Annotated in this window: 22 protein-coding genes; 14 read left to right on the top strand and 8 right to left on the bottom strand. The window is 70.4% G+C overall.

Translation table 11 applies throughout. From position 1 onward, the window contains the following. From DK459_RS27485 to DK459_RS27425, 13 genes are all read left to right on the top strand, one after another. Complete coding sequence (locus tag DK459_RS27485; RefSeq protein ID WP_006387772.1) at positions 1 to 492, top strand: TadE/TadG family type IV pilus assembly protein; 492 nt, start codon at positions 1 to 3, stop codon at positions 490 to 492. Next, on the top strand, positions 489 to 1,442 hold the full coding sequence (cpaB, locus tag DK459_RS27480; protein ID WP_020928806.1) for a Flp pilus assembly protein CpaB: 954 nt from the start codon (positions 489 to 491) through the stop codon (positions 1,440 to 1,442). The genes DK459_RS27485 and cpaB overlap by 4 nt, the downstream gene beginning before the upstream one ends. Positions 1,443 to 1,509: 67 nt before the next feature. After that, a complete protein-coding gene (locus DK459_RS27475; protein WP_006387774.1) occupies positions 1,510 to 2,886 on the top strand; it encodes a type II and III secretion system protein family protein in 1,377 nt (458 codons plus the stop codon). Further along, positions 2,883 to 4,223, top strand: a complete 1,341-nt coding sequence (locus tag DK459_RS27470; protein WP_026385120.1) for a MinD/ParA family protein — start codon at positions 2,883 to 2,885, stop codon at positions 4,221 to 4,223. The genes DK459_RS27475 and DK459_RS27470 overlap by 4 nt, the downstream gene beginning before the upstream one ends. 20 nt (positions 4,224 to 4,243) lie before the next feature. After that, positions 4,244 to 5,599, top strand: a complete 1,356-nt coding sequence (locus tag DK459_RS27465) for a CpaF family protein (RefSeq protein ID WP_006387776.1) — start codon at positions 4,244 to 4,246, stop codon at positions 5,597 to 5,599. Continuing rightward, on the top strand, positions 5,599 to 6,528 hold the full coding sequence (locus DK459_RS27460) for a type II secretion system F family protein (protein ID WP_020928803.1): 930 nt from the start codon (positions 5,599 to 5,601) through the stop codon (positions 6,526 to 6,528). The genes DK459_RS27465 and DK459_RS27460 overlap by 1 nt, the downstream gene beginning before the upstream one ends. Before the next feature lie 10 nt (positions 6,529 to 6,538). Next, positions 6,539 to 7,540 (top strand): type II secretion system F family protein, encoded by a 1,002-nt coding sequence (locus tag DK459_RS27455; RefSeq protein WP_024069805.1) that lies wholly within the window; start codon positions 6,539 to 6,541, stop codon positions 7,538 to 7,540. Between the two features lie 53 nt (positions 7,541 to 7,593). Continuing rightward, positions 7,594 to 8,430 carry a tetratricopeptide repeat protein gene (locus DK459_RS27450; protein ID WP_110135194.1) on the top strand — a complete coding sequence of 279 codons (837 nt, stop codon included), beginning with the start codon at positions 7,594 to 7,596 and terminating at the stop codon, positions 8,428 to 8,430. 22 nt (positions 8,431 to 8,452) lie between these two features. Next, complete coding sequence (locus DK459_RS27445; protein WP_020928800.1) at positions 8,453 to 8,902, top strand: DUF3613 domain-containing protein; 450 nt, start codon at positions 8,453 to 8,455, stop codon at positions 8,900 to 8,902. 32 nt (positions 8,903 to 8,934) lie between these two features. Continuing rightward, a complete protein-coding gene (locus tag DK459_RS27440; RefSeq protein ID WP_035183255.1) occupies positions 8,935 to 11,034 on the top strand; it encodes a pilus assembly protein TadG-related protein in 2,100 nt (699 codons plus the stop codon). A gap of 49 nt (positions 11,035 to 11,083) precedes the next feature. Then, positions 11,084 to 12,490 carry a sigma 54-interacting transcriptional regulator gene (locus DK459_RS27435; protein ID WP_006387782.1) on the top strand — a complete coding sequence of 469 codons (1,407 nt, stop codon included), beginning with the start codon at positions 11,084 to 11,086 and terminating at the stop codon, positions 12,488 to 12,490. A 115-nt stretch (positions 12,491 to 12,605) separates the two neighbouring features. Next, on the top strand, positions 12,606 to 13,313 hold the full coding sequence (locus DK459_RS27430; RefSeq protein WP_026383344.1) for a DUF2968 domain-containing protein: 708 nt from the start codon (positions 12,606 to 12,608) through the stop codon (positions 13,311 to 13,313). Positions 13,314 to 13,400: 87 nt separating this feature from the next. Then, positions 13,401 to 13,859 (top strand): DUF1178 family protein, encoded by a 459-nt coding sequence (locus DK459_RS27425; RefSeq protein ID WP_054439986.1) that lies wholly within the window; start codon positions 13,401 to 13,403, stop codon positions 13,857 to 13,859. 87 nt (positions 13,860 to 13,946) lie between these two features. Here the strand turns inward: DK459_RS27425 and efp are convergent, their stop codons facing one another. The 3 genes from efp to DK459_RS27410 form a co-directional block, all read right to left on the bottom strand. Beyond that, the gene (gene efp / locus DK459_RS27420) at positions 13,947 to 14,507 is read right to left on the bottom strand and encodes an elongation factor P (protein WP_006220534.1); all 561 of its coding nucleotides are present in this window, start codon (positions 14,505 to 14,507) and stop codon (positions 13,947 to 13,949) included. A 207-nt stretch (positions 14,508 to 14,714) separates the two neighbouring features. After that, complete coding sequence (gene earP / locus DK459_RS27415) at positions 14,715 to 15,830, bottom strand: elongation factor P maturation arginine rhamnosyltransferase EarP (protein WP_110135193.1); 1,116 nt, start codon at positions 15,828 to 15,830, stop codon at positions 14,715 to 14,717. Positions 15,831 to 15,839: 9 nt separating this feature from the next. Then, positions 15,840 to 17,042, bottom strand: coding sequence for a DUF2863 family protein (locus tag DK459_RS27410; protein ID WP_110135192.1), 1,203 nt, complete (start codon positions 17,040 to 17,042; stop codon positions 15,840 to 15,842). A 244-nt stretch (positions 17,043 to 17,286) separates the two neighbouring features. Here DK459_RS27410 and DK459_RS27405 point away from each other — a divergent pair, with 244 nt between their 5' ends. Beyond that, positions 17,287 to 18,060 carry a class III extradiol ring-cleavage dioxygenase gene (locus DK459_RS27405; RefSeq protein ID WP_024069798.1) on the top strand — a complete coding sequence of 258 codons (774 nt, stop codon included), beginning with the start codon at positions 17,287 to 17,289 and terminating at the stop codon, positions 18,058 to 18,060. Positions 18,061 to 18,100: 40 nt separating this feature from the next. On the opposite strand, the gene DK459_RS27400 is transcribed toward DK459_RS27405, so the two are convergent. The 5 genes from DK459_RS27400 to DK459_RS30660 form a co-directional block, all read right to left on the bottom strand. Beyond that, a complete protein-coding gene (locus DK459_RS27400) occupies positions 18,101 to 18,991 on the bottom strand; it encodes a LysR family transcriptional regulator (RefSeq protein WP_110135191.1) in 891 nt (296 codons plus the stop codon). A 35-nt stretch (positions 18,992 to 19,026) separates the two neighbouring features. Continuing rightward, positions 19,027 to 19,731 (bottom strand): siderophore-interacting protein, encoded by a 705-nt coding sequence (locus DK459_RS27395; protein ID WP_110135190.1) that lies wholly within the window; start codon positions 19,729 to 19,731, stop codon positions 19,027 to 19,029. A 35-nt stretch (positions 19,732 to 19,766) separates the two neighbouring features. Next, complete coding sequence (locus DK459_RS27390) at positions 19,767 to 21,296, bottom strand: DHA2 family efflux MFS transporter permease subunit (RefSeq protein WP_020928792.1); 1,530 nt, start codon at positions 21,294 to 21,296, stop codon at positions 19,767 to 19,769. Then, positions 21,296 to 22,432: an HlyD family efflux transporter periplasmic adaptor subunit gene (locus tag DK459_RS27385; RefSeq protein WP_233256869.1), complete on the bottom strand. Its 1,137-nt coding sequence runs from the start codon at positions 22,430 to 22,432 to the stop codon at positions 21,296 to 21,298. The genes DK459_RS27390 and DK459_RS27385 overlap by 1 nt, the downstream gene beginning before the upstream one ends. Further along, a partial coding sequence (locus tag DK459_RS30660) for a TolC family protein (protein WP_158288288.1) occupies positions 22,429 to 22,957 on the bottom strand: 529 nt, incomplete at its 5' end. The genes DK459_RS30660 and DK459_RS27385, both read right to left, overlap by 4 nt.

Genomic DNA, 22,957 nt, shown 5'->3' with positions numbered 1-22,957 from the left:
ATGGACAGGCACCGCGATCCCGATGAGCCCCGCGGCCGCCGGCGTGTCCAACGCGGCATCGCCACGCTCGAGTTTTCGCTGACGGTGACCATGCTGCTGATGTTCGTCTGCGCCGTGGTCGGCTATGGCGTGCTGTTCTGGATGCAGCAGCAATTGGCATCGGCCGCGTCCGAAGGCGCGCGCGCGGCGGTCCATGCGCGCTTTGCCGGCCAGGCGGACGTGCCGACCGTGGCCTGTGCGGCGGCGATGAGCGTGTTCGGCGCCGGATCGGCGGTGGCATGCTCGACCACCAATGCGCAATGTTCCTGGGAGGGGGCGGAGGGCAAGACGGCGACGTGCGCCACGGTCACCATGGCTTTCAAGGTGGACGACTGGCCGGTGCTGTCGACCTTCCAGGCCCTGATTGCCATGTTGCCCGGGACGGACAAGAACTGGATTCCGACCCGCCTGTCATCGAAGGCCATCGTGCAAATTTCGCAAGGGACACCATGAGCAGTCTGAGCAAGATCATCGCGGGTGTATTGCTGGCGGCGGGCCTGGTGCTGGCGTTCGTGGCGTGGCGCCTGGCCTCGCAGCCTTCCCCCCCGCCACCGGCCCCGGCCAGCCCGGTCGCCACCCAGGCGAGCGCGCCGGCCGAGCCGCCGGCCAAGCGCTATCCGGTGGTGGTGGCTGCCGCCGCGATCCCGGCCGGCACCCGCATCGATGGCGCCAGGATGCTCAAGGTGGACCAATGGCAGGTGGCGCTGTCGGGCAGCTACAGCTCGCCCGCGCCGCTGCAGGGCGCCTATGCCCGCGTCGATATCGCCGCGGGCGATCCGCTGTTGCCCAGCATGCTGGCGCAGGGCCTGGGCCGCCAGCTCAAGCCGGGCGAACGCGCGGTGGCGATCGCGGTGGACGAAGTGGTGGGCGGCGGCAACCGCATCGCGCCGGGGGACCTGGTGGACGTGTTCTTCCTGCTGGAGAAGGGCGTCGAGATCCAGGCCGGACAGGCCCGACTGCTGCAGTCGCGGGTGCGCGTGCTGGCCTATGGCACGGCGTCGGTGGACGGCCCCGAGGACAAAGGCACGCTGCCGGGCCCGCCGGGCCAGCCGGCCAGGACCGCGGTGCTGGCGGTGCCGGTCGAGCAGGTCAGCGAGTTGCTGTTGGCGGGCCGCTCCGGCCGCCTGCAACTGGCCTTGCGCCCGGTCGGCGATGACGGCGGGCCCGATACGCAGTTGTTCGCGCAGCGCGGCGCCGTGCTGCCGCCGCGGCCGGACCTGACGCCCGAGCAGCGCGCCTTGCTGCAGAGCGGCCCGAACCGCGCCTACGCCGGCGAAAGCCTGGCGCAGCTCGAGGGCACGACGCCGGCGGCCAGGCCCGCGGCGGTCCGCGCCACCGGCGGTGGCGGCGGGCGCAGCGTCGAAATATTGCGAGGAGACAAATCCGAGCGCGTGCGCTATTGAAACGTGGCTGCGCGTGGCCAGGAGCCGCCCGCGGCTGGACCTAACCTGTCAAACCAGATCCAGCACAATGATGAGATTTCAGCGCACCACCCTGATCTGCGTCCTGTCGGCCGCAGCGGCAATGACCTGCGGCGCGGCCAGCCTGGCGCAGACCGCCCCGGCGGCGGGCGCCAGCGCGCCGGCCCGCGACATCGCGGTTGCCGTCAAGGGCCAACAGGCGCTCATGCTGGACGGCGCGCCGGTCCGCATCGCCATCGGCGATCCGGACGTCGCCGACGTCAAGGTGCTGGCGGCCTCGGGCAAGCGGCAGGCGTCGGTGCTGCTGTATGGCAAGAAGGCCGGCACCACCCAATTGCAGATCTGGACCGGCGCCAACGCCGCGCCGCAGGTCTGGACCGTGCGGGTGGCGGGCAACGTGCAGCAGGTCATGGCCGGACGGGGTGTCGCCGGCGGCGCCAACGTCGACGTGGCGGGCGAGCGCGCGGTGGTGTCGGGCCAGGCCGAATCGCCGTTGACGCACCAGGCCTCGGTGGCGGCGGCCGGCGCGGCGGTGGGCGACAAGAACGTGGTCGACGTATCGACCGCCGGCAGCGGCGGCGTGGTGCAGGTGGAAGTCAAGGTGGTCGAGGTGTCGCGTTCGGTGATGAAGCAGGCCGGCATCAGTTTCGCCGGCCGCAGCGGCCCGTGGGGCAGTACCAATTCGATCACCCCGGACGGCTTCCCGGCGCCCCTCGGATTCAACAAGGGAGCGGCCCTGGCCTCGGGCTTTTCGCTGTTCTACGACTCCAATGACTTCAGCGCCCGCCTGCGCCTGCTGCAGAACAATGGCATGGCGCGCGTGCTGGCCGAGCCGACGCTGGTCGCCTTGACGGGCCAGAGCGCCAGCTTCCTGGCGGGCGGCGAGCTGCCGATTCCAGAGGCCGGCGGCCTGGGCACCACCACGGTGACGTTCAAGCCGTTCGGCATCGGCCTGACGGTGACGCCCACGGTGCTGTCGCGCGAGCGGATCGCGTTGAAGGTGGCGCCGGAAGCCAGCGAGCTGGACTACAGCAACGCCATCGCGGTGTCCAACGGCACCAATTCGACCACGCTGATCCCGGCCCTGCGCACGCGTCGCGCCGACACCACGGTCGAGTTGGGCGATGGCGAAAGCTTCGTGGTCAGCGGCCTGGTGTCGCGCCAGACCAGGGCGCTGGTCAACAAAGTGCCGATGCTGGGCGACCTGCCCATCATCGGCTCGTTTTTCCGCAGCGTCGATTACACCCAGGAGGATACCGAGCTGGTCATCGTGGTGACGCCGCGCCTGGTGCGGCCCATTGCGCGCGGCGTGACGTTGCCGTTGCCGGGGGCCAAACAGGAAGCGGCCGATACCGCGTTCAACGCTTGGGGCTATTACCTGATGGGCCCTGTCGGCGGGCAGCAAATGCCGGGTTTCTCACGGTGAGCGATATGAAGACACATGCCAGGGAGTGGGTTGGCTTGCAGAACGGCAACCGGTTTCTATTTTGTTCCAAGGGCGACGGCGTCGCCGCGCAGCTCGGGCAGGCGCTGGGCGACATGGGCCTGCTGACCCAGGAAGTGCCCGGCGTCGAAGAACTGGGCAGGCGCCTGGCCGAGATCGAACCCCAGGTGGTGTTCCTGGATTTCACCTTGAGCGAGGACGAGCCGGGCAAGCTGTTCAAGTCGGCCGAACTGGCGCGCCTGCTGGCCCGCATCGCGCCGGCGATTCCGCGGGTCGCGGTCGGCCTGCTGAGCCAGCCGGAAGGCGCCATCGCGGCCCTGCGTGCCGGCGTCAGCGATTTCGTCGACCCGACCGTGGCGCCGCAGGAGGTCAAGGACGTGGTGCAGCGGCTGCTGGACGTGCCGGCCAGCGGCGGCCGCATGGATGGCTCGCGCCGCAGCGTGCTGCTGCTGGGCGCGCGCCCGGGCGTGGGCACCAGTACCCTGGCGGTGCACCTGGCCGGCATGGTGCAGGACCGGCTCAAGCAGCAGCACCTGGCGCGCGCCGCGGCGGCGGGCGCCAAGGCCGCCAAGCCCGCGGCCGACGCCGGCAGCCATCTGCCGCTGAGCAGCCGGGTGGCCCTGATGGACCTGGGCTGGCCGGTGGGCGACTGCCAGCTGTACCTGAACATCGGCGGCGACTTCGACTTCGCCGAGGCCGCGCGCAACCTGCGGCGGCTCGACTCGACCTTGCTGGGTTCGGCCATGTCGCATACCCCCAACGGCCTGAGCGTGCTGGCGCTGCCGCGCGACCTGGGCCAGATGCGCGACGTGTCGCAATCGGATTCGCTGCTGGTGTTCGAGCGCATGCGCCAGCATTTCGGCGTGGTGGTGGCCGATTCGGGCGGCTTCACCAATCCCGAATTCGTGGCCGGGCTGGCGCGCGCCTCGCAGCAGAACTGGATCGTCACCGACCAGAGCGTGGGCGCGCTGGTGTCGCTGGCCGGGCTGCTGCAAGAGCTGGAGCAACTGCACGTGGAGCGGCGCAGCCTGGGCCTGATCGTCAACCGCTACGACGAGCGCTACGGCATGACGGCGCAGCAGATCGCCGAGCGCTTCCAGCTGGAGCTGGTCGGCACGCTGCCGGATCGCACGCTGGCGCTGATGGTGTGTACCAACCAGGGGCACCTGCTGCACGAGGAGGCCGAGCGCGACATCTACGTGCGTGCGGTGCAGGCGCTGGCCGAGAAGCTGAGCGCGGAAGAAAACACCCCCGGCGGCCGCGCGAGCTGGCTGGCCACCTGGCTGCCCGGCGTGCATCGCCGCATGGTGGTCGAGTAACGGACGGCGGCGGAACCGACATGATCATGACAGCGACCATAGAATTCGGCGGCGATGGCGACAAGGGCTTCACGTCGTCCAACCGCTTCCAGGAAGTGAAGACGGCGGCCTACGAGCACCTGCTCTCGCGCATCGAGGAGCTGGGCGCGGAGTTCGGCCGCTGGGCGCGTTCGGCGATCCAGGAATTCGTCGACATCGAGGTGGCCAGCTTCGTGCGCCTGCGCCGCGTGCCGATCAACGAAGGCGAGATGCGGCAGATCGCCGAGGCCCTGACCAAGGAATTGGCCGGCCTGGGGCCGCTGGAGGACCTGCTGGCCGACCCCGCGGTCGAGGACATCCTGATCAACGGCTACGACAACGTGTTCGTTTCGCGCCGCGGCGTGCTGGCGCGCGAGACGCTGCGCTTCACCGACAACCAGCACGTGCTGCGCATCGTGCGCCGCATCCTGGCGCCGATCGGCCGCCGGCTGGACGAGTCCAGTCCCATGGTGGACGCGCGCCTGCCCGACGGCGGCCGCCTGAACGTGGTGATCGAACCGCTGGCCGTGGACGGCCCGATGGTGTCGATCCGGAAATTCCGCCAGGACCCGCTCAAGCCGGCCGACCTGCTGACGCTGGGCACCTTCGACGAGGAAATCTACCGCCTGCTGAACGAAGCGGTGAAGAACCGCTGCAACATCCTGGTGTCCGGCGGCACCAGCTCGGGCAAGACTTCGCTCTTGAACGCGCTGGCCTTCTTCATCCCCGAGACCGAGCGCGTGGTGACGGTGGAGGACACCGCCGAACTGTCGCTGAACCACCCGCATGTGGTGCGGCTGGAGTCGCGCCAGGGCGGCTTCGACGGCAGCGGCGCGGTCAGCATCCGCGAGCTGATCCGCAACAGCCTGCGGATGCGTCCCGACCGCGTGGTGGTGGGCGAGGTGCGCGGCGCCGAGGTCATGGACATGCTGCAGGCCATGAACACCGGCCACGAAGGCTCCATGGCCACGATCCACGCCAACTCGCCGCGCGAATGCCTGTACCGGATCGAGATGCTGGCGGGCTTCGCCGGCTTCCAGGGCAGCGAGGACAGCCTGCGGCGCCAGATCGCCAGCGCGCTCGACTTCATCGTGCAGATCGGCCGCCTGTCCAACGGCAAGCGCCGGGTGCTGTCGGTGACCGAGGTAACCGGCATGGGCGACAACGTGATCTCGACCCAGGAACTGTACCGCCACGAAGCCTTCGCCACGCCCGAGGGCGAGGAGAAGGACCGCTGGAACTGGCTCGGCATCCATCCGCACACCCCCAAGCTGGCCAGGCTGCGCAATGAACAGCGGCCTGTCGACAACGCGCCGCCCGAACCCGACGGCGGCGGCTTCTGGAGCAGGAGACGCTGATGCTGCAAGCCGGGGTGGTCGCGGGTCTGGCGCTGGTGCTGGCCTTGGCGGCGGTGCTGCTGTGGCGCCACGCCAACAGCGGCCAGCGGCGGGCCGCCAGTTCCGCGTTCCTGGAAGACCAGTTGCGGCGCAGCCGCGGCGCGCCGGTGAGCGACAAGATGCCTTTCGCGCAGGGTTCGCGCGCCCTGCGCAGCGGCTTTTCGCGCTGGGACATGCTGCTGCTGCAGGGCGGCGTGCGCCAGAGCCCGGCCTTCTACGCCAGGCTGGCGCTGCCGATCCTGGCCGGCGCGCTGCTGGCCTGGACGTTGCTGGGCTGGCTGTCCGGGCTGGTGACGCTGGTGCTGCTGGCGGTGTTCGCCTATTTCCTGCTATGGCTGCGCGCCGACCGGCGCCAACGCCGGCGGGTGTCGCAACTGCCGGCTTTCCTGGACAACATCGTGCGCCTGGTCACCATCGGCAACAGCATGGCGGCGGCCTTCCAGACCGCGGCGGCCAGCACCGACGAGCCGCTGCGCGAAGTGGTCGAGACCGCGGCCGCGCTGAGCCGCTCGGCCAAGGAACTGGACGCCGCGCTGGTGCAGGTTTCGCGCCAGTACGACATGAAGGAGCTCTACATGGTGGCGGCGGTGGTCTCGGTGGCGCTGCGCTTTGGCGGCCGCAGCGACCAGGTGCTCGAACGCATGGCGGCGTTCATGCGCGATATCGGGCAGGCGCGCGCCGAACTGTCGGCCAGCTCGGCCGAGATCCGGCTGTCGGCCTGGATCCTGGCGCTGCTGCCGCTGGGCATCGCCGGCTTCATCATGGTGGCCAACAATGACCTCTTCATGGGCCTGTGGGTCGACCCGCTGGGCTTCAAGATGCTGCTGACGGCGGTCTGCCTGCAGGTGGCCGGCTCGTACATCCTGTATCGCATGGCCAAGGCCATCTGAGGGCGCTCCCATGCAAGCGATCCAATCCTGGAATGTCTCGACCGTGCTGGCGGTGGCGCTGATGCTGGTCGCCGCCGCCATGCTGATCCTGGGCCTGAGCCTGGCGCGGCGCCTGCGCGGGCAGGACCGCAGCCGCCAGGTGGTGGACCAGGCCCTGGCCACGCGCGAGGGCCGCGTCCCGGCCTTGGCCGCCGCGCCGGCCGACGGCGCGCAGGGCGGGCGCCTGGCGGCGGCCACGCGCGCCGCCGACTCGTTCGGTAAGCGCCTGAGCGAAGGCCGTTTCGCCGAGGCCCTGCTGGCTGGCGAGGACCGCAAGCTGGTGGACCTGGCGGGCTACGAGAACCCGGGCACGGCGCGGCTGCGCTTCATCGTGGCGCGCTTCACGCTGGCGCTGCTGCTGCCGGCGGCGGCGGTGGCGCTGGACCTGGGGCGCGGCATCGGCGGCTCGTCGCTGGGCCTGTTCGTGGCGGCGTTCTTCGGTTTCGCCATCGGCTACATGCTGCCCAAGTGGTTCGTGCGCAGGCGCGTGTCGCGGCGCCGGCGGCAGGCGGCCAACGAACTGCCGCTGCTGATCGACCTGCTGCGGCTGCTGCAGGGGGTGGGCCTGTCGATCGACCAGAGCCTGCAGGTGTTGATCAAGGAATTCGCCCAGGTGTTGCCGGTGCTGGCCTACGAGCTGCGGCTGGCGTCCGAACTGTATGTGCGCGGCCGCACCCGCGAGCAGTCGCTGGCGCGGCTGGCGGCGGGGTTCGACAACGACGACCTGTCGGCCATCTGCCGCCTGATCGCCCAGGTCGACCAGCACGGCGGCGCGGTGCAGGAACCGTTGAACCGTTTCGGCGAACGGCTGCGCGAGAAGCGCCGCCTCGAATTGAAGGAAAAGGTGGGCAAGACCACCGTCAAGATGACGGCGGTGATGATCGTGACCCTGCTGCCGGCATTGTTGATCGTGACCGGCGGCGCGGGCTTCGTGGCGGTATTGCGCGGCTTATCGCGCATGGGGGGCATGTGATGGCGGGCGGCATGGGAAGGGCGCGTGGCAGCGCGCGGCGCGCGGGGCGTTGGATGCTGGTGGCGGCGCTGGCCGCGGGGACGGGGACGTTGGCGGGTTGCCAGACCAACAACGCCGAGACCGCCTGGCAGCTGATCCAGCAACAGCAGCAGGAGCAGGCGCTGATGCGCCAGCGCGAGGACGAGGCGGAGAACCGGCGCAAGCCGGCCGAGCCGGAAATGATGCTGTCCATGATCGCCGAATCGCAGCGCCAGGAGCGTTATTTCGCTTCGCTGGCATACATCGACGCGTTCCAGCAGAAGTTCGGCAACGATCCGCGCATCGCGGTGCTGCGCGCCGAAGCGCTGCGCCAGACCGGGCAGACCGCGTCGAGCGAACAGGCGTACCGCGCCTTGATCGGCACCGCGCAGGCGGCCGAGGGCTGGCACGGGCTCGGGCTGATCGCCGGTTCGCGCGGCCAGTTCGACCAGGCGGCCGATTATTTCGCGCGCGCCGCCAAGCTGTCGCCGATGGACCCGCGCATCCTGGGCGACCTGGGCTATGCGCGCCTGCGGGCCGGCGATCCGGCCGGCGCCCGCGTGCCGCTCGGCCAGGCCGCCGAACTGGCGCCGGACAGCGGCAAGGTGCTGGCCAACCTGGCCTTGCTGTTGCTGGTGGAAGGCGAACCGGCGCGGGCGCAGCAAGTCATGGACCGGGCCAAGCTCGGCGACGAGGCGCGCAGCCAGGTGCTGCGCCTGGCATCCGAGATCCGCAGCCAGGCGGCGGTGCCGGTGGCGGCCGCGCCGGCGGCCGATGCCGCGTCCACCCGCGTATCGCGCGGCGACAGTTTCGTGATGCCCGTCATGAGCCCCTTGATGGACAGGCTGGGCAACGGCCCGATCATGCGCTAGCGCGCTCTCAGGAACCACAACCATGTCCCGAACCCTTTTCCTCGCTCCGTTCTCCCTCGCGCTGGCCCTGGCGGCGGCCATGCCCGCGACCGGCCGCGCGCAATCGAACGCTCCCCTGACCGGCGCCATGAGCGGCGGCGGCGTGGCCCAGGCCACCCCGGTGCCCGCCACGGCGCCCACGGCCGCGCCGGCCGCGGCCGCGCAGATGCCGGCGCGGCCGGTGGTGCAGCAGGTGCAGACGCCGATGCCGCAGGCGGCTCCCCAGGCTGCCCCCGCCGAACCGGCGCCCGAGGCCTTTGGCGACATCACGCGCGGCCTGCTGGCCGCCCAGGCCGATGGCCGCCGCGCGGGCGCGGCGCTGCCGGTGCTGGGCGCGGTCTCCACCGCCGCCTGGAACCGCTACGTGAACAGCTTCACCCGGCCGATTCCCGAATGGTTCACCAAGCGGGTGGAAACGGAAAACACCAACTGAGGCCGGTCCCACCGAATCCCGGAGCCGCGATCATGCCAGCCCATTCACGTCCTGCGTTTCCCGTGCGACAGCGTGGCAGCATGACCGTGGCCATCGTTTTCGCCGTCATCGTCGGCCTGGTGCTGCTGGGCGTGGCCCAGCTGGGCTATGCCTATTACATGAAGCGCGAGATACAAAAGGCCTCGGACCTGGCCGCGCTGTCGGCGGTGCAGGTGCTGGGCCTGGGCGCGCCGGCCGATTGCGCGCGGGCCCAGCAGGCCGGCAGGACGGCGGTGCTGGCCAACGTGCCCGCAATCCTAGATACGTTTTCCGCGGACGACGTCACCGTCGAATGCAAGGTGTGGGACAGCACGCGCGCCGACGCCAGCGGCATGTACGTGTTCGACCCGGCCGCCGGGCAGACGCCGAACGCGCTGCGCATCACGGTCAACAAGACTCTGAGCAGCCTGCTGCCGGACATCGTCGTCGACGGCGCGCCGGTCCGGGTGGTCTCGGTGGCGGTCAGCACCCGGCCGGTGGCTGTGTTCACGGTCGGCTCGCGTCTGGTGCGCCTGCAGAAGGGCGGCCTGCTGTCGCAGCTGCTGGCCACCGTCGGCGCCACGCCGGCGCAGCTGGACATTCTTGACGCCGCCGGCCTGGCGAGCGTCAACATCACGCCGTCCGGCCTGCTGGAAGCGCTGGGCCTGCCGGTGTCGGTGGCCACCGGCGTCGGCACGCCGGCGCAACTGGCCGCGCTCAACAACCTGACGCTGGGCCAGCTGCTGCAGGCCACGGTGACGGTGATGAACAAGGCCGGCGACACCGCCGGCGCCAGCCTCGGGCTGCTGACCAACGCCATCAACGTGGTGCTGAACGTGATGCCGGTGAACCTGCCGGTCAAGCTGTTCGGCGATGGCGGCGTGCTGGACCTGAATGTGGTCAGCGGCGACATCAACTCCGCGCTGCAGGCCAACATCAACGCGCTCAACGTGCTGGAGACGGCGCTGGTCATCGCCAATGGACAGAACCTGGTGAACCTCGGCCTGAACGTGCCGTTGCTGGGGGTGCAGTCGCAGGTGCGTATCGTCGAGCCGCCGTCCATCGGCGTGGGCGGCGTCGGCGCGCAGGCCACCAGCGCCGGCATCCGGGTCTATCTGCGCGCCAACACCAGCAACATTCCGCTGGTCGGCCCCTTGCTGGCCAACACGCTCGGCACCAAGATCGACCTGCCCATCATCATCGACGTGGCGCAGTCCACCGGCACCGTCTCCAAGCTGTGTCAGGCGCCGCTGACCGAGTCGCAGGCCACCATCGACGTAACGTCCTCGGTGGCCAATATCTGCCTGGGGCGCTTCCCGGGCATGGCCTCGGACACCGACGACCTGAAAAACAATTTCCTGTCTCTCACCAACAGTTGCCAGCCTAGCTCGTTCGCGGCGATCCAGCCCTACCGGGTGCTGAACGTGCTGAATCTGCTGCCGCTCACGAGCAAGGTCACGCTGCCGATCTTCAATTCGACCGCGCCGGTCTCGGTCACGCTGACGGAGCCTCCGTCGCCCAATTCCACGGCCACGGTCACGGCCACTTCAGTCAACCTGGGGGCGCTGGCCTCGAACCTGGCCGACGCCGTGGTCGGCGGCATCCTGGGCGACCTGATCGGTACTGGCACGCCGCTCACGCCGGCGCAGCGCACGGGGCTGGCCACCACTCTGGTGGGCGGCGGTGGCAACAATGCCGGCAAATCCATCTCGCAGGTGGTCAACGATATGCAGTGGTCCTCGACCGCGCTCAACCAGCTGGGCCAGCGCATGTCCACCGGCGGCCTGACCGGCTTGCTGGGCGGGACGTTGCAGGTGGTCGGCAACCTGCTCAATTCCTTGCTGTTTGCACCGCTGGGCGACCTGAGCTGCGCGCTGACCTTCACGCCGGACGCCCTGCGCCAATGCCGCATCAACGGCGTCTCCACGCTGGCGCTGAGCGGCGGCAACCAGGTGGGCGGCGTGCTGTCGATCGTGGTGACGTTGCTGCAGCCGCTGCTGGGCATGCTGTCGAGCCTGTTGCAGCAGCTGTTGGACCTGCTTGGCCTGAGCGTCGGCCAAACCGATGTATCGCTGCTGTCGGTGGACTGCGGCAAGCCCCGTCTGGTGTACTGATGATGAAGCCCATGATTTCCGCCCAACCCCGGCCGGCGCGAGGGTCGCCATGACCCAGAAATTCGCGCGCGAAGAGTTCGACGTCTACGTCTGGGAAGGCACCTCCGACATCGCCAGCCGCGCTGAACGTTGCCTGGCCGGCATGGATGTCTCGCTGGTGCGGGCCGACGCCGGCACCGCCTTCCCGCCGCCGCGCGATCCGTCGCGGCCGGCGGTGGCGCTGGTATCGGTCTCGGTCATGGGCGACAACCGCTTCAGCGGCTACGACTGGCTGTCGGGCCAGGCGATGCCGGTGATCTGGGTGGCGGCCGAGGCCCGCGGCCGCGATCCGCGTTATTACCCGCCCGAATACTCCTACACGCTGCCGCTGGCCTTCACCACCTCGGACCTGCGCAAGCTGCTGTTCGAGCTGCTGGGCACGCTGGACCAGTTCAGCCGCAGCGCGCCGCGCCGCGAGCAGCCGCTGATCGCGGTGTCCGAACCGATGCGGGCGCTGCTGGCCGAGGCCGACATGTTCGCCGACTGCCGCAGCAACGTGCTGATCCACGGCGAGACCGGCGTGGGCAAGGAACGCGTCGCGCGCCTGCTGCACGATCGCGCCGCCTGGTCGGACGGGCCGTTCGTGGCGGTCAATTGCGGCGCCATCCCCGAAGGCCTGTTCGAGGCGCATTTCTTCGGCCATGCCAAGGGCGCATTCACCGGCGCGGTGGGCGCGCACAAGGGCTACTTCGAGCAGGCCAACGGCGGCACCCTGTTCCTGGACGAAATCGGCGACCTGCCGCTGTACCAGCAGGTCAAGCTGCTGCGCGTGCTGGAGCAGAGCGCGGTGACGCGGCTGGGCTCGACGGTGGAAGTGCCGGTCGATTTCCGCCTGGTGGCGGCCACCAACAAGGACCTGCGCGTCCTGGTGGGGCAGGATGAGTTCCGCGCCGACCTCTATTACCGGCTGGCGGTGATCGAGCTGCGCATTCCCAACCTGGAGCAGCGCGGCCCCGAGGAGAAGGCGGCGATCTTCCGCGCCTTGCTGGAACGGCTGGGCGCCGAGGGCGAACCGCCGGACTGGCTGATCGAGCGCGTGGCGCGCACCCGCTACGCCGGCAACGTGCGCGAGCTGTCCAACGTGGCCGAGCGCGTGGCCATCGTGCGGCGCCAGTTCCAGGCCTGGGACCGGCCGCGCATCGAGCGCATCTTCGACCAGCTCGCCGAGCCGCTGCGCGGGCCGGGCGCGCTGGCCGCCGCCAGCGCCAGCACGCAGTGCGAACCGCCCGTCTTCACCGATGCCGAACGCGCCGAACGGGCCCGCATCCTGGCGGCGCTGGACGTCAACGGCTGGCGCCGCCAGGACACCGCCAATACCTTGGGCATCAGCCGCAAGGTGCTGTGGGAAAAGATGCGCAAACTGCATCTGGGCGGCGGCCAGGGCGAAACCGCGGACGGCATCGTGGAGGCCTCATGAGGCGCAATAGGGAATGGCCCTTAGGGCGCGACAGCGGGGGCGTGGCACATGTAAGCGCGTCAGCCGCGAACGAAATAAATTGCTATAGTTCCGCAACGATTTTTTTGGGGAAGGCATGAACGTCCACTTTATCCGTGCCGCTGCGCGCATGGCGCTGTTGGGTACGGCCCTGTCCGGCCTGGCGGCCTGCGCCAGCGCGCAATCCGAGCCCCCGCGTCCCACGGTGCAGCAGGTCGAGGACAAGCAGGCCGCGTCCACGCCGGTGACCCCGCCCGCGCCGGCGCCCGCCGCGCGCCCGGCCTCCACCGTGTCCGAGCTGCAGGGGCTGATCCAGAACCGCCAGGTCTCCGAGCTGCGCACCAGCTACAACGGCACGTACGGCGCCAGCCTGCTGTTCAAGCCGGACGACCTGACCTATTACGTGGCCCTGTTCCAGCAGAAGGATTTCTGGCGGGTGCTCAAGACCAAGTCGGACAAGCAGGCCGAAGCCACCTACCGCGCTTTCGTCGCCCAGTCGGCCGACCTGGCCGAGGTGGACATCAAGCGCATCAAGCTGCAGGCCGAGTACACCCATGCCGAGAAGCTGCTGGCCGCCCGCAGCGCCGAACTGAGCACGCTGCAGGCCGACCGCAGCCTGCGCATGCAGCAGGAAGAACAGGTCGCCGCGCGCCAGGAGCAGTCGCGCCAGGAAGCCACCGCGCTGGCCGACCAGCAGAAGGACGTGCGCCAGCAACTGCGCGACCTGCAACGCCAGATCGACGCCTTGCAGGCGCAACAGGCGCAGATCGGCCAGGCGCCGGCCACGCCCAAGCGCGGCAAGTAAGCGCCTCGCGCGCCAGGAAGCGGGCCCCAGGGCCCGCTTTTTCTTTGGCTTTCTTGTATTCTGGTCGCTAGCCCCCATATTTCCATCATGGCTCTCAAAGTTTTCGACCTCCAGTGCGACCACGGCCACATCTTCGAGGGCTGGTTCGGTTCGCACGAAGACTATGACGCGCAGCAGGCGCGTGGCCTGGTGTCGTGCCCGGTCTGCGGCTCGGCCAGCATCACCAAGCGCCTGTCCGCCCCGCGCCTGAACGTGGCGCACCTGCATGCGCCGGCCACGCAGCCGGCGCCGGCGGCCGGCGCCTCCGAGGCCGAGAAGATGGCCGCGCTGCAGGCGGTGGTCATGCGCCAGGTGCGGGCGCTGTTGCGCAATACCGAAAACGTCGGCGCGCGTTTCGCCGAGGAAGCGCGCCGTATCCATGACGGCGATGCCGACGACCGCCCCATCCGCGGCACCGCCACGCGCGAAGAGCGCGAGGCCCTGGCCGAGGATGGCATCGACGTGATGGCCGTGCCCGACTTCCTGGACGACGAGCGCCTGCAGTAAGCCAGCCGCCCGGGGCGCTCGCGCGCGACGGCCAAAAAAAAGCGCCAGACCCCGAAGGGCTGGCGCTTTTTCGTGCCTGTCGCCGGATCAGTTGTTGACGCGGCTGCGGTATTCGTTGGTGCGCGTGTCGATTTCGATCTTGTCGCCGATGGCGCAGAACAGCGGCACGTTCAGTTCGTAGCCGGTGTTGATCTTGGCGGGCTTGGTCACCTTGCCCGACGTGTCGCCACGGACGGCCGGTTCGGTGTAGGTGATTTCGCGCACGATGGTCGTGGGCAGTTCCACCGAGATGGCGCGGCCGTCGTAGAAGACCACTTCCACGGGCATCGCTTCTTCCAGGTAGTTCAGCGCGTCGCCCATGCTTTCGGCTTCGATTTCGTACTGGTTGTACTCTTCGTCCATGAAGACGTACATCGGGTCGCCGAAGTAGGAGTACGTGCACTCCTTGCGATCCAGCTGGACGACTTCGAACTTTTCGTCGGCCTTGTAGACCGATTCGCTGGCCGAGGCGGTCAAGAGGTTCTTGAACTTCAGCTTGACGACGGCGGCGTTACGGCCGGACTTGTTGTATTCGGCCTTCTGGACCACGAGGGGATCCTTGCCGACCATGACCACGTTGCCGACTCGCAATTCCTGAGCGGTTTTCATCGATAAAACTCCGGGGGGAAAGGGTGCACTCGCCGTGCTTGCAGGAAGCCGCCGCAAATGAAGGCGCCAGGCGCCGGTGCCGCAAGGCCCGTCCGTCCTGAGCCCGAAGGCCCGCAAAGGGGCCCGCACACTCGGCTTCATGCACACCCCGGGAGGCGTCATAGTTGAGGCGCCGAAAATTCCAGGCGTCTCAGAAAACTCTCTATTCTAGCGTTTCTTGGCCAACTCTGCGCAAAAGCCGGCCAGATTTTCCGCCAGGTCGGGACGGGCGGCCTGCGCCGCGTCCCAGTCGCGCGCGGCGCGGGCCCAGGCCTGCCAGGCCGGCGGCGCCAGCGCGGCGGCCAGCGCCGCGGCGGTTGCCGCGCCCGCGCCGGGCAGGTTCCAGGCGCGCATGAGCGCGGTGGCGGTTTCAGGGGCCGGATAGCGAGCCAGCCAGGCGTCCAGCTTTTCCAGATGGATGTTCTCGTCCTGGGGGTAGATCTGCCAGACCAGCGGCCTGGCGGCCCAGGCGGCGCGCACGAAGGAATCCTCGCCGCGCACGAAGTTCAGGTCGGCGCACCACAGCACGCGGTCGAAATCCGGCTGGGCCACGAACGGCAGGCGCGCCACGGCCGGGCCGCCGGGCATGGCGCAGGCCGCTTCCAGGCCCGGGGCGACCCCTTCCGGCGCCAGCAGCAATGCCGGCCGCGGGTCCGCGGCCAGGGCTCGCGCCAGGCCGTCGACGGGGGCATCCGGATAACAAAACAGGGACATGGTACGGGCGCCGTTGTGCCGCAGCGACAGATGCGCCTCGGCCACGCCCAGGCCGCGCAGGAACGTGTCCTGGGCCGCCGTGTCGGCCTGGAACGCGTCGCGTTCGGCCGACAGGCCCGGTTCGCGCAGCAGGCCGCCAGTGGCCGGCGTGAAGCCCGGGAAGTAGAAGTGCTTGACCAGCCCGTCGGGCCGCTGCGACGGCAGGCCGTGGCAGCTTTCCACCCAGGCTTCGGCGCTCAGGTATTCCAGGTTGATCCAGGCCGGATGGCGCTGGCGCATGCTGTCCAGGAAGGGTTCGGGCGGGTCGCAGGCGAAGGCTTCGATCACCACGTCGCGCGCGCCCAGCGACGGGTCGGGCGCGTCCGACCAGCGCACGATCTCCACGCCGTTGAAGGCCTGGCGCGCCAGGCCGGCGTCGATGCCGGGCTGGATGCGCGCGAAGCTGGCCAGGTCGTCGACCCACAGGCGCACCTCCCAGCCATGGCCGTGCGCCAGCCGCCGCGCCAGGCGCCAGCAGACGCCGATGTCGCCGTAGTTGTCGACCACGCGGCAGAAGATGTCCGCTTGCATCGGCGCGGCTCAGTGGAACTTGGCGGGCGCGGCCTCGGCGTCCTCGGGCAGCTCGGCGTGCACCAGTTCGCCCAGCGGATTGGGGAAGTAGGGCGCGCCGCAATCCTCGCAGTATTCGGGCGGCAGCACGCCGGGAATGCGGCGCACGTCGCTCACGCCGTATTCCTTGAGCAGCGCGGCGATTTCATCGACCACGTCGGGCTGGCCCTCGTCGGCCGGCAGGTCTTCCTCGCGGCCGTACAACGGCCAGACGCAGCCGTAATAGACGTCGTTGCTGTTGCGCGCGGTGAAGCTGACGCGGTATTCGTCGACGCGGCTTTCGCCACAGCCGGCGATCACGGCGCGCAGCTGCGAGGCATCGAGGTTGACCGCGCCTTCGAGCCAGCTGATGGCGGCGCGCAGCGACAGCGGCCGCACGCGGCGGTCGGCCTCGCGGTTGCTGACGTAGTAGGCGTCCGGCAGCAGGGCCTCGAAACCGCAGCCCGGCAGCAGGCCGGCCAGCGTCGGCTGGGCCTGCGCGGCCCATTGCGCCAGGCAGGCGTCGCGGCTGGCGTCGGCCTCGCCGATCTGTTCCTGCCAGCGGAACACGGGCGCGAACTCGGGCACCGCCACGGCCGCCACGATGTAGCGCGTGTCGGCCAGCATGTTGGCGGTTTCGACTTCGGTGTTCAGCGCCGGCTTGGTGGTCTCGGCGCCCAGCGCCTGCGAGCCCAGCCGTTGCAGCCATTGCCAGGTTTCGGAGAACGTGCGCGGCATCTGGTCGACGCTGACCAGGTGCGGCATCAGCGCGCTGCGCGCCTGGCTCGACAGCACATGGCCATGCAGCTGCGCCAGCAGCGCCTGCTGGGCGCTGGCCGGGACCGGGCCGGTGGGGATGGCGTAGCGCGTCCAGGCGACGACGGGCGCGACGATCAGGAGGATGTCGTAGCGCACGCCGTTCTTGTCGATCTTCATCGACTCGGACAGCGTCTCGGCCTGCTCGATCAGGACTTCATAGGCGCCCACGTCGCCCTGGGCCAGATGGTCCAGCGCGGCTTCCAGCGGGGCATCCTGGCCTGCCTTGAGCAGCTTCGGGATCGCTTCGCCAAGCTGATTCTCCCAGTACACGTCTTCGACGCGGCTGCCCGAGCGGTTCAGCGATTGGGCAAGCGTGATGAGGCGGGTGGCGTCGCGGGTCAAGCGGGGAGCGGATTGGCTGCGGGATCGGGCCATAACTTCGGAGGACGTCCAGTAAGTGTGCAACGACGTAGTTTAACGCCCGCCACGCTTGCGGTCGCCGTCGCCTGCCGGCGTGCGCGGGTCCGGCCGCTGGCGCGGTCCGTCGCCATCGGGCCGCTGTCGCGCGGCGTGCCTGCATTGGTGCTTATCTGGCAACAGACCATCCCTTTTGAAAGGGTTTATTGCCGATTAGAATCGCCCGACAATCAAGGCATCGATATTTCCTGGAGGCGCCGCCATGCGCTGGCCCACGCTTTTCGTTTCCCACGGTTCTCCCATGCTGGCCGTCGAGCCCGGCGCGACGGGCCCGGCGCTGGCCGCCTGGAGTCGCTCCCTGGGCCGCAAGCCCGGCGCGATTCTGGTGGTGTCGCCGCACTGGATGGGCCACGGCCTGGCCCTGTCCACCCGAGACCGGCAGGTGGCCTGGCACGACTTCGGCGGCTTTCCGCCCGAGCTCTACACGCTGCAATACGCCGCGCCCGGCTCGCCCGAGCTGGCGGCGCGCGTCCAGGCCCTGCTGGCCGAGGGCGGCATCGCCGCCGACCGCGATCCGCGCCGGCCGCTGGACCATGGCGCCTGGGTGCCGCTGCGCTACCTGTATCCCGAAGTCGACGTGCCGGTGGTGCAACTGTCGCTGGACATGGGCCGCGATGCCGCCGGCCAGCTGGAACTGGGCCGCGCCCTGGCGCCGTTGCGCGACGAGGACGTCCTGATCATCGGCTCGGGCTCGCTGACGCACAACCTGCGCGACGTGCGCATGCCGCAGGATGCGCCGCCCGCGCCGTACGTGCCGGCCTTCCAGGCGTGGTATGCCGATCGCCTTGCGGCCCACGACGTGCCGGCGCTGCTCGACTGGCAGGCGCGGGCGCCGGGCGCGGCGCAGGCCCATCCGCACGACGACCACCTGATGCCGCTCTACGTGGCGCTGGGGGCCGGCGGAGCGCGGGCCACGCGGCTCACGGACGAGATTTCGTATGGCGCATTGGCCATGGACGCCTACGCCTTCGACTGAGCGGCTCTTCCCGACCGTTGCGCGCCATCCCGACGCCGGCCTACGTCACCACCCGGGCCACGAGCAGGTCGATGAAGCCGCGGACCCGCGCCGGCAGCGCCCGCGATGCCGTCAGCGCCAGGATGGGCCGCGGCGGCAGTGTCCAGCCGGGCAGCACCGGCGCCAGGGCGCCCTCGCGCACCAGCGCGTCGGCGCGTCCCCGCGTCAGCGGCCCGATGCCCAGGCCGTCGCGCAGCAGGTTTTCCACCGCCAGCTGATTGTTCAGCACCAGCAGCGGCGCCAGCGCCACTTGCGCGCTGGCGTTGCCGTCGGTCAACGCCAGGCCCGATTCGGAGTCGGGCATGACGACGCAACGGTGCCGCGTCAGCTCCGCCGGATGCGCCGGCACACCGTAGGCGCGCAGATAGGCGGGCGCGGCATACAGCTGGTACTCCGCCATGCCGATGCGCCGCCGCACCATGCGGCTGGCCTGCGGCGGTTCGGTGGTGGCGATGCAGATGTCATAAGGCTCGGTGGCCAGGTCCGGCAGCTGCGCGGAGCAATGCAGCTCGAAGCGCACGCCGGGATGGCTGGCGCAGTAGTCGGCCAGCGCGGCTTCCGGAAAATAGGCGTTGAAGTCGACCGGCGCGCAGACGCGCAGGTGGCCGGTGGGGCGGCCCATTTCTTCTTCGAGTTCGCCGCTGATGGCGCGGGCGCGGTCGACGACCTCGGTGATGCGTTCCAGATAGCGCTGGCCGATGTCGGTGAGCGCCAGGCGGCGGGTGCTGCGATGGAGCAGCTTGACGCCGATCTGGCTTTCGAATTCGGAGATCCGGCGCGACAGCGTCGAGGCCGGCACGCCGGTGCTTTCGGCGGCGCGCGTGAGCGAGCCCAGGGCCGCCACCTGGACGAACAACGCCATGTCCCGCATGCGATCCAGTTCCTTCTTCATGGTCGTTCCTCCTGTTCACAGGCCCAGGCCGGCGCCTATTCCTTGTAGTCCTGCTCGCCCGCCTTCCAGTAGCCCTTGGCCGAGAGCCGCGCCGGGTCGAAACGCAGGCGCTGCAGCCAGTGCGCGCGCCAGGCCTTGACCCAGGCGGCCTGGCCGGCCAGCCAGACCTGGCCGGGCCCGTCGGGGGCGGGGGCGGAAGGTTCATCGCCGCCGGGCGGCAGGCTGTGCGCCGCCCATTGCGGCGCGCGCGCGCTGGCGATGGCGGGCCAGTCGTCGTCGCCGGCCGGGTGGCGCACGCCCAGGACCTGGATGCCGCCGGGCAGCGATTCGATGATGCGCGAGGCCGCCGGCCAGGCCGAGGCGTCGGCGCCGAGCCAGACCCAGCGCGTGTCCGCCAGCAGCGAGAAGCCGCCGTCGCGCGGCCCGGCGATCGAGACGGCATCGCCGGGACGGGCGCGGCGCGCCCATTCGGAGACGGTGCCGGGGGCGTCGCCGTGGACCACGAAGTCGATCTCGACGCTGGACGCCTCGAAGTCGATGCCGCGCAGGGTATAGGCCCGGCCCGGCACGCCGGGCGGGAACACCTTGACCCAGGCGCCGGGCTGGTCGACGCCCGGGCGCGCCAGCCAGGCGCTCAGTTCGGGGCCGCCCAGCGTCAGCCGGCGCATGTCGCGCGCCACATCGCGCGCCCGCAGCACGATGCAGGGCACGTCACGGCGCGGCAGGGAAAAGGGTTGCATGTCGGATCTCCTTGGGGCGGTAAGCGCGGCGGCCGTCAGGCCTTGGCGGCGCGGGGGTGGCGGGCCAGCCAGACGAGCGCGATGGACAGCGCGAACGCGAGGCTCGACCACAGGAAGAAGTCGTTCAGCGCCAGCATGTCGGCCTGGGTCTTCAGGCCGTTCCAGATCACGCCCCACGACTGCGGCTCGTCCAGGCCCGCGCCCGCCAGCGCGTTCAGGGTGTCCTGCACGGCGGGCCGGGCGGGCGTGGCGCTGTCGACCAGCACGTTCTGGTAGTAGCGCGAGCGCTCGTCCCAGTACGTCGACGCGAGCGAGGCGACCAGGCTGCCGGCCATCATGCGGATGGCGGTCTGCAGCCCGGACGCGGCGGCGATGCGCTCGGGCGGCAGGCCGGCCAGCGACAAGGACACCAGCGGCGTCAGGAACAGGCCGATGCCGATGCCCTGCAGCAGGCAGGCCAGCGAGATCAGGCCGACGCCGACGTCCGTGGTCATCGACGCGCGCCACCAGGCCACCAGCGACCACGCCACGAAGGCCAGGCTGGCGAACACGCGGGCGTCGCCGCGCTGCACCCAGCGGCCCAGCAGCGGCGCCAGCAGGATGCCGAACACGCCCATCGGCGCCGTGGCCAGGCCGGCCCACGTGGCCGTGTAGCGCATGTCGGTCTGCAGCCACAGCGGGATCAGCACCAGCGCCGCGAAGTACAGGCCGAAGCCCACCGCCACGGCCAGCGTGCCCATGGCGAAGTTGCGGTGGCGGAACAGGCTCAGGTCGACGATCGGATGCGCTTCGCCCAGTTCCCAGATGACCAGGAACACGAAGCCCAGCGCCGACAGCAGCGCGGTGGTGACGATGAACGGCGAGGCGAACCAGTCCAGCGTGCGGCCGCGGTCCAGCGTCAATTGCAGGCAGCCGATGGCAACGGCCAGCAGGATCAGGCCGCGCAGGTCCACCGGCAGGCGGGTGCTGGGCGTGTCGCGGCCGCGGAACATGGTGGCGGTCACGGCGACCACGGCGATGCCGACGGGCGCGTTGACCAGGAAGATCCAGGGCCAGCTGAAATCGTCGGTCAGCCAGCCGCCCAGCACCGGCCCGGCCACGGGGCCGGCCATGTTGGTCATGGCCCACATCGACAGCGCCAGCGTGCGCTTGTCGGGCGGGAAGATGGCGACCAGCAGCGCCTGGCTGAGCGGCACGATGGGGCCGGACACCATGCCTTGCAGCACGCGGAAGGCCAGCAGCGATTCGAAGTTCTGCGCCACGCCGCACAGCACCGAGGCCAGCGTGAAGGCCGCCACCGACAGCACGAACAGGCGCACCTGCCCGAGCCGGCGCGACAGCCAGCCGGTCAGGGGAATGCAGATGGAGTTGGCGATGGCGAAAAAGGTGATGGCCCATTCGCCGATTTCCGGGCTGACGCCCAGGTTGCCGGAGATGGTGGGCACCGAGACGTTGGCGATGGTGATGTCCACCACCGCCATGAAGGACGCCAGGCTGATGGCCACCGCCGCGACCACGCGCGGCAGCCCGGTCATCGGCTCGATGGGACGGGGCGCGGCGGACATCACTGCAATCCCTGGCCGGCCTGCGCCAGCGTGTCGGCGGCCTGGCGCTGCTGCCGGTAGATGTCGGTGGTTTCGCCCCGGGCCGCGCCGGCCTGCGCCGGATCGCAGCGCGCCGTGTCCACCGTCACCTCGGCCGACAGGCCGATGCGCAGCGGGTGGTCCGCCAGTTCCTTGGGGTCGAGGTTGATGCGCACCGGCACCCGCTGCACCACCTTGATCCAGTTGCCGGTCGCGTTCTGCGACGGCAGCAGCGCGAAGGCCGAGCCGCTGCCCGCCATCACGTCGCCGACGCGGCCGCGATAGCGCACCTTGGCGCCGTGGGCATCGACAGTGACGACGGCCGGCTGGCCGGGGCAGATGCCGGCCAGCTGGATTTCCTTGAAGTTGGCGTCGATCCACATCTGGTCCAGCGGCACCACGGCCATCAGCTTGTCGCCGATCGCCACGTGCTTGCCCAGCTGCACGCTGCGCTGGGCAACCATGCCGCCGACCGGCGCGCGGATGGTGGTGCGCTGCGCGTCCAGCGCGGCGGCGCGCAGGCGCGCCTGGGCCAGCGTCACGTCGGGATGGGTATCCGGGGTCACGCCGTCCACCTGGGCCTGGGCGGCGCGCTCGGCGGCTTGCGCCACCGCCAGCGCGGCGCGGGCGGCGTTCAGCGCGTCGGCCGCATGGCGGGCTTCTTCGGACGTGATGGCGCCTTGCGCGGCGATGCCGCGCCGGGCCGAGACGTCGGCCTGGGCGCGGTCCAGTTCGGCCTGGCGGCGCGCGACTTCGGCGCCGGCCTGGTCGCGGCTGGCGAACAACGCCTGCGCGCGGCGGCGGGCGCGGGCCAGGTCGGCGCGGGCGCCGGCCAGGGCGATCTGGGTGTCGGCGGGATCCACCTCCACCAGCGTCTGGCCGGCGCTGATGCGGTCGGCATTGTCGGCCCAGATGGCCGAGACGGCGCCGCCGACCTGCGGCGTGATGGCCACGACGTGGCCATTCACGTAGGCGTTGTCGGTGGTCTGGGTCGCGGCGCCCGCCAGGAAGGTCCAGGCGGCCCAGCCGGCGCCGGCCAGCAGGGTGGCGCCGCCGGCGAGCATCAGGCGGGATTTGCGGGTCGAGGTCCGCGAGTCGGGAGTTTGCGTGGCAGTCATTTCAGGGCTTCGTTGTCAGAGGATTGGGAGGGCGACCAGCGGCCGCCGAGCGCGCCGGCCAGCGCCGTCCGGGCCAGGCCCAGGTCCAGGTCGGCCGCGGCCAGCTCGCTGTCGGCGCGCAGGCGTGCCAGGTCGGTGTCGATTTCGTCCTGCCGGGCCGACAGGCCGCGGCTGGCGCGCACCGCTTGCAGCCTGGCCAGCGTGCCGGCCTCGCGCAGCGAGACGCGGGCGGCGTCGCGCCGGGCGCGCGCCTGGGCCATGCCGGCCAGGCCGTCGGCGACTTCCTGCAGGGCGCGCACGACGGTGGCGTCGTAGTCGGCCACCGCCAGGTCGTAGCCGGCGATGCGGTCGCGCAGTCCGGCGCGCAGGCGGCCGCCGTCGAAGATGGGCAGGGTCAGGGCGGGGCCGATGCCGGCCGCCAGGCTGTTGCCTTGCAGCAGGTGCGACAGCCCCAGGCTTTGCAGGCCGGCAAAGGCCTTCAGGTCGATATCCGGATAGAACTCGGCCTTGGCGGCCTCGATGCGC

Origin of the sequence: Achromobacter sp. RW408 (assembly GCF_003184165.1) — a bacterium.
Classification (GTDB): Bacteria; Pseudomonadota; Gammaproteobacteria; order Burkholderiales; family Burkholderiaceae_B; genus Achromobacter; species Achromobacter xylosoxidans.
This window is presented reverse-complemented; position numbering and strand designations above follow the sequence as displayed.

Coding starts and splice junctions, on each gene's coding strand:
- DK459_RS27445 (WP_020928800.1), top strand. CDS start 8,453: ATGTCCCGAACCCTTTTCCTCGCTCCGTTCTCCCTCGCGCTGGCCCTG.
- DK459_RS27435 (WP_006387782.1), top strand. CDS start 11,084: ATGACCCAGAAATTCGCGCGCGAAGAGTTCGACGTCTACGTCTGGGAA.
- DK459_RS27425 (WP_054439986.1), top strand. CDS start 13,401: ATGGCTCTCAAAGTTTTCGACCTCCAGTGCGACCACGGCCACATCTTC.
- DK459_RS27400 (WP_110135191.1), bottom strand. CDS start 18,991: ATGAAGAAGGAACTGGATCGCATGCGGGACATGGCGTTGTTCGTCCAG.
- DK459_RS27395 (WP_110135190.1), bottom strand. CDS start 19,731: ATGCAACCCTTTTCCCTGCCGCGCCGTGACGTGCCCTGCATCGTGCTG.
- DK459_RS27430 (WP_026383344.1), top strand. CDS start 12,606: ATGAACGTCCACTTTATCCGTGCCGCTGCGCGCATGGCGCTGTTGGGT.
- DK459_RS27455 (WP_024069805.1), top strand. CDS start 6,539: ATGCAAGCGATCCAATCCTGGAATGTCTCGACCGTGCTGGCGGTGGCG.
- DK459_RS27410 (WP_110135192.1), bottom strand. CDS start 17,042: ATGGCCCGATCCCGCAGCCAATCCGCTCCCCGCTTGACCCGCGACGCC.
- DK459_RS27485 (WP_006387772.1), top strand. CDS start 1: ATGGACAGGCACCGCGATCCCGATGAGCCCCGCGGCCGCCGGCGTGTC.
- DK459_RS27405 (WP_024069798.1), top strand. CDS start 17,287: ATGCGCTGGCCCACGCTTTTCGTTTCCCACGGTTCTCCCATGCTGGCC.
- efp (WP_006220534.1), bottom strand. CDS start 14,507: ATGAAAACCGCTCAGGAATTGCGAGTCGGCAACGTGGTCATGGTCGGC.
- DK459_RS27390 (WP_020928792.1), bottom strand. CDS start 21,296: ATGTCCGCCGCGCCCCGTCCCATCGAGCCGATGACCGGGCTGCCGCGC.
- DK459_RS27385 (WP_233256869.1), bottom strand. CDS start 22,432: ATGACTGCCACGCAAACTCCCGACTCGCGGACCTCGACCCGCAAATCC.
- DK459_RS27450 (WP_110135194.1), top strand. CDS start 7,594: ATGCTGGTGGCGGCGCTGGCCGCGGGGACGGGGACGTTGGCGGGTTGC.
- earP (WP_110135193.1), bottom strand. CDS start 15,830: ATGCAAGCGGACATCTTCTGCCGCGTGGTCGACAACTACGGCGACATC.
- DK459_RS27460 (WP_020928803.1), top strand. CDS start 5,599: ATGCTGCAAGCCGGGGTGGTCGCGGGTCTGGCGCTGGTGCTGGCCTTG.
- DK459_RS27465 (WP_006387776.1), top strand. CDS start 4,244: ATGATCATGACAGCGACCATAGAATTCGGCGGCGATGGCGACAAGGGC.
- DK459_RS27440 (WP_035183255.1), top strand. CDS start 8,935: ATGCCAGCCCATTCACGTCCTGCGTTTCCCGTGCGACAGCGTGGCAGC.
- cpaB (WP_020928806.1), top strand. CDS start 489: ATGAGCAGTCTGAGCAAGATCATCGCGGGTGTATTGCTGGCGGCGGGC.
- DK459_RS27475 (WP_006387774.1), top strand. CDS start 1,510: ATGATGAGATTTCAGCGCACCACCCTGATCTGCGTCCTGTCGGCCGCA.